The 5289-nt window shown below is 34.1% G+C and carries 5 protein-coding genes and 1 tRNA gene; 2 read left to right on the top strand and 4 right to left on the bottom strand.

Translation table 11 applies throughout. The features are described from left to right. Positions 1-315: 315 nt before the first annotated feature. The gene (gene asnB / locus ACT8VG_RS06895) at positions 316-1899 is read left to right on the top strand and encodes an asparagine synthase B (protein WP_444195482.1); all 1584 of its coding nucleotides are present in this window, start codon (positions 316-318) and stop codon (positions 1897-1899) included. A 27-nt stretch (positions 1900-1926) separates the two neighbouring features. Next, entirely contained in the window at positions 1927-2073 is a 147-nt protein-coding gene (locus ACT8VG_RS06890) for a hypothetical protein (protein WP_158546353.1), read from the top strand. Positions 2074-2142: 69 nt separating this feature from the next. Here ACT8VG_RS06890 and ACT8VG_RS06885 read toward each other — a convergent pair. The 4 genes from ACT8VG_RS06885 to ACT8VG_RS06870 all read right to left on the bottom strand — a co-directional run bounded on the left by ACT8VG_RS06885 (position 2143) and on the right by ACT8VG_RS06870 (position 5196). Further along, positions 2143-2226: transfer RNA gene (locus tag ACT8VG_RS06885), tRNA-Leu, on the bottom strand. Between the two features lie 46 nt (positions 2227-2272). Next, complete coding sequence (locus ACT8VG_RS06880) at positions 2273-2959, bottom strand: DUF134 domain-containing protein (protein WP_117459596.1); 687 nt, start codon at positions 2957-2959, stop codon at positions 2273-2275. Between the two features lie 76 nt (positions 2960-3035). Further along, positions 3036-4304, bottom strand: coding sequence for a galactokinase (locus ACT8VG_RS06875; protein ID WP_444195481.1), 1269 nt, complete (start codon positions 4302-4304; stop codon positions 3036-3038). A 478-nt stretch (positions 4305-4782) separates the two neighbouring features. After that, positions 4783-5196 (bottom strand): SulP family inorganic anion transporter, encoded by a 414-nt coding sequence (locus ACT8VG_RS06870; protein WP_432271622.1) that lies wholly within the window; start codon positions 5194-5196, stop codon positions 4783-4785. Positions 5197-5289: the final 93 nt, after the last annotated feature.

Here is a 5289-nt window from a genome sequence, read left to right as displayed (position 1 = left end):
GCATTGACTAAATATTTGTACTATACTTAGACCCAACAAAGGCGAAGACGAGGAGAGTAATCTATGACAGAGACTCTAGCGAGTAAGTGATTGGTGGAAGACTTACAGTTAAGTGATAGATGAAGAACACCTCTGAGCTGTCTACCCAAAGCATAATGCAAGTAGGCTAGAACGTTCTTTCAGCGACGTTACCGCTGGCGGGTATCGCATGCTCTTTGAAGTATGTCTGTACTTAGTTATAGACTCAACGACTTAGTAAGATACTCGCACCACAAAGCGAGTTTTTTTTGACTCAAGTATAGGAGGAAAATGTAAATGTGTGGTTTTCTAACAATGGGTTCTACAGAAGTAGAGATTGATGTATTTGATGAAGCTTTAGGAAAGATTGAAGGTAGAGGTCCTGATATGATTGAGACTTCTAGATTATTTGATAAGACTTTTGGTTTCAATAGATTAGCTATTATGGATTTAAGTGAAAATGGTATGCAGCCATTTTCTGATGATCATACTATTGTGGTATGTAATGGAGAAATCTATAACTACCCAGAATTAAAGAAGAATATTATGGATGAATATACTTTCAAGTCTTCTAGTGACTGTGAAGTATTAATTCCTTTATATAGAAAATATGGTTTAGATACACTTGTAAGATATTTAGATGGTGAATATGCATTCTGTTTATATGATGCAGATACTGATAAGATGATGGCTGCCAGAGATCCAATTGGTATTCGTCCAATGTTTTATGGATATACTGAAAAAGGCACTATCGCATTTGGTTCTGAAGCCAAAGCTTTAATGCCTGTCTGTAAAGAAATTATGCCTTTCCCACCAGGACATTATTATGATGGGGAAAAGTTTGTATGCTTCAATGATGTGGCTGATGTGAAATTAATGCATAATGATGATGTAGAAACAATTGCCTTGAACCTACGTGTTAAATTAATTGAAGCCGTTAAGAAGAGATTACAGAGTGATGCCCCTGTTGGTTATTTATTATCTGGTGGTTTAGATTCATCATTAGTATGTGCGATTGGTCAGCGTATTACTGATACACCTATTAAGACATTTGCGATTGGTATGGAAACAGATCCTATTGATTTAAAGTATGCGAAAGAAGTCGCTAAATTCTTAGGTACTGATCATACAGAAGTTATTATGACTAAAGAAGATGTATTAGGTTCTTTAAGAGAAGTCATTCGTACATTAGAAACTTGGGATATTACGACTATTCGTGCAAGTATTGGTATGTATCTTCTATGTAAATATATTCATGAACATACTGATTTAAAGGTTATTCTAACAGGTGAAGTCAGTGATGAATTATTTGGTTATAAATATACAGACTTTGCACCTAGTCCAGAAGAATTCCAGAAAGAATCTCAAAAACGTATGCGTGAATTATATATGTATGATGTATTAAGAGCAGATAGATGTATTAGTGCAAATGCCTTAGAAGGACGTGTTCCTTTCGCAGATCTTGATTTTGTGGATTATACTATGCGTATTGATCCTAAGAAGAAAATGAACACTTACAACAAAGGTAAATATCTATTAAGACATGCTTTTGAAGGTTTAAACTATCTTCCTCAAGATATCTTATTTAGAGAAAAAGCCGCATTCTCTGATGCAGTAGGACATTCTATGGTAGATTACTTAAAAGAATATGCTGATTCATTATATACAGATGAAGATGTAGTAAACGCTAAAGAGAAGTATCCTTACTGTACACCATTTACTAAAGAATCATTATTATATCGTGATATCTTTGAATCTTATTACCCAGGAAAAGCTAAATGGATCAAAGACTTCTGGATGCCTAACAAAACATGGGAAAACTGTGATGTCAATGACCCAAGTGCTAGAGTACTTAAAAACTATGGAGATTCTGGAAAATAATATTATAATAAGAGTGAGGTGATGATTATGTTAGGTACATTATTATCTATGGTGTTCTTTCTTGCATTTCTTCCATTTATTGTTATGTTTTATATATTTAAATGGAGTTTAAAGGTCATTATCTATCTCATTCTTATTTTCCTTGCATTAGGATTCTTGGGAATCATTATATAGAGGCTATGAGTTATTCATAGTCTTTTTTAATGCACAAAAAAAAACGTGGTTACCCACGTTAACAACTATTGGTGCTCGGAATGGGACTTGAACCCACACGGCATAAACCACCAGTACCTGAAACTGGCGTGTCTACCATTCCACCATCCGAGCATTCAACAGTTTTGATTTTATTCTCGTTTTATTTGTTTGTCAAATATTATTCATCATGGCATTCACAGCTATCATGACTGCATCCACAAGTAGGTTCTGACTCAGGAACAAGTGTACCATCTAAATAAGCTTTTACTGCAGTATCACAATCACCTGTCACTCCACCTACGACATTAATATTAGACCCACTTAAAGCCATAATAGCACCTCTACCAATACCACCACAGATCAATACATCTACATTCATATTAGATAATAAGATTGCTAGAGCACCATGGCCTAATCCTTCTGTACCAACAACCTGTGATTCTTTGATTTCATTGTTTTCTACATCATATAATTTAAATTGTGATGTTTTTCCAAAGTGTGGAAAAACTGATTCATTTTCATAAGTTACCGCAATTCTCATAATATGTTCTCCTTTTACCTTTAATACAGGATACCCTGTTTTCTTTATACATTCATTGCCTTCAATTCTTAAAGGATAGCCTTCCATAATACTGCGTGCTATCTTTTTTCTTGCTCTGGCATATATTTCAGTGACTGTAGTACGTGATATATTCATCTTATCAGCGCATTTGGCGTGTGTATAGGACTTATAGTCTATAAGACGGATGACCTCAAATTCATCTAATTCAAGCTCTATATAGCCTTTTTGAGGGATACCATCAGGTACAAACATATTGTATTCAGGAAATCCTGTAATTGTCCTTGATCTCTTTGGTCTAGCCATACGCTCCTCCAGTTACTGACATATGTCGGTAATATTATAGCACAAAGAATTATAAAAAAAAGCAGTTTTCACTGCTTTAGAGTAATCTTATTGCGCCTTGTTCTCTTGCATGAATAATATAACAAGAACCCTTACCAAATATAGAATCCATATAAGCTGCATAATCATTAATGACACTTGTTTTCACAAAGGCAAGCATAGTACCTGAGAATCCACCACCATTCACTTTTACAACACCATCTTCACCTAAAAAGTTTTCGCTTAATACAATAGCTGTACCAATATTTTGATGACGCGTACTTTCCTGTTGATAAATATTCTGTAATGCTTTAAAGGTAGAATCTCCAGATTCTCTTACTAATCTTAAGAAAGTATCAAAATCTCCCTTTTCAAGTGCTTCTGACTGCTTTAAGACACGATCTTCTTCTTTAAAGAAATGAAGTGCTCTTAAAGCAGGACGATCCCCTACTCTTGCTCTTACCATACGGTATTTCTTCATGAACTCATCATAAGAAACATCTCTTAAGACATCTTTCTTAAAGAAGTTAGCCACCTTGATCATTTCATTAGGAACAGCATAATAATCCATAGTAGTATCTGATCTATACACATTAGAATTCACACAACATAGAGTATAATCAAAATTTGAGAAATCAGTATTCAGCTTATAAATATCAGGTGAATTAGAATCCTTAAAATCCACTTTAATAAATCCACCCACACAGCAGACACATTCATTCATCATACCACTTGGCTTACAATAAAATGTATTTGTCGCAAAACGCCCAATCTGGATAAGATGTTTGTTTTCAATTTTTCCTTCATTGTATAAATAGTTAATAATGGTACCAATCATAATATTAAAGTTAGCACTAGAACCTAAACCTACATTTCTAGGAATATTACATTGAATAAAAGCATTAAAACCACCGATATGATAATTCTTCTGGTTTAAACCAAATAATACACCATTGATCAATGATTCCATTGTGCCTTTCTTGGCTTCATTATATTTTATATTTTCTGTATCTATTTCATTAATATTTAGTTCATCATAAATAACCTTCACATAACGATCCTGTTTACCTACTATACCAATAGAATCTAATTGAATAGCGGATGCAAGAACACGTCCATGCTGGTGGTCGGTATGATTCCCACCTATTTCACATTTACCAGGAACACTAAATATCATAATATCCTGATCTCCATAATAATCCATAAACGATTGTATAGCTTCTTTATATCTTAATACCTGCTCATCTATATTTTCTGAGTAAATTCCTCTTAATAGAGGAGTCATTTCACCACTAGAAAGTCTTTTGGATACTTCAGACGCTTTCATAGTGTAACCCCCTTTCTTGTAAACGGTTGCATTTCTATTTTATCATGTATTTGTTTGATTACAATGTTTCATGGTATATTTTAGATCAAAATTACATAAATACTTTGTTCATTTCTTTATTCTATTTTGTGCATAATGTGCATAAGTGTGAATAATTCATTTTCTTTAGTATATATCATATCTTTTTAAAATGCATGTAAATCGTAATACTATAACACCTAATTTTAGGTGTTAAATAACTATACTTGTTCACGAAGACTATAAGCGCTTTGTAGTGACTTTGTCATTATGTGAAAACGGATACAAATAAAAGAATAGTGAATTAATCACTATCCTCTTCTAATGCAGCACCATTTGTTTCAATGATATGCTTCATCCAGTCATATGATTTCTTCTTAGTACGTTTTAATGTACCATGTCCTTTATCATCCATACATGGATAAATTCACAGGTGCCCACATAAAAAAAGTAGGTTTCCCTACTTTTCTTCCAACATTTCTAAAACCTTAATAACACTACTTGGGATAAAAGATACAACCTTCCCAAATTTTAATAGTGATGCAATAAGCAACATCACATCAGAAATAAAGCTAGCTACAAATACTCCCTGTAAACCATATGTAGTTGATAAACCAATCAGAATGGCTGACATGGCCCCTGTAGGACCTGAAATCTGATAAGAAGCACCAGATAGTCCTTCAATTAATAAACCTGCCACAATAGCTGTAATAAGTCCTGCACCAGCATCAGCCCCACTGCCGGCACCAAAAGCTAAGGCGAGTGGTAAAGCCACTGCTACAACTGTTAAGCCTGCAAGTATATCCTTTACTAACTTTTGTGAGTTATACCCCTTAAACTCACTTTTTAATCTTAATATGTAATTGTTTAACACTTACTCCCCTGTTCCTTTCTGAAAAATACTGTCTCAATCTGACTACTCCCACGGGCAAGCCCGTGGGGTTCTGATTGCCAAGTGTAGCTTGTA

This window comes from Catenibacterium sp., from assembly GCF_052354645.1.
GTDB classification, from domain to species: Bacteria; Bacillota_I; Bacilli_A; order Erysipelotrichales; family Coprobacillaceae; genus Catenibacterium; species Catenibacterium mitsuoka_A.
Note: the sequence above shows the minus strand (reverse complement) of the source record. Positions and strands in the feature narration are given on the sequence as shown.

What these genes read in the sequence shown, in the direction of transcription:
- ACT8VG_RS06880 (WP_117459596.1), bottom strand. Translation starts at nt 2,959, where the DNA reads ATGGCTAGACCAAAGAGATCAAGGACAATTACAGGATTTCCTGAATAC.
- asnB (WP_444195482.1), top strand. Translation starts at nt 316, where the DNA reads ATGTGTGGTTTTCTAACAATGGGTTCTACAGAAGTAGAGATTGATGTA.
- ACT8VG_RS06875 (WP_444195481.1), bottom strand. Translation starts at nt 4,304, where the DNA reads ATGAAAGCGTCTGAAGTATCCAAAAGACTTTCTAGTGGTGAAATGACT.
- ACT8VG_RS06890 (WP_158546353.1), top strand. Translation starts at nt 1,927, where the DNA reads ATGTTAGGTACATTATTATCTATGGTGTTCTTTCTTGCATTTCTTCCA.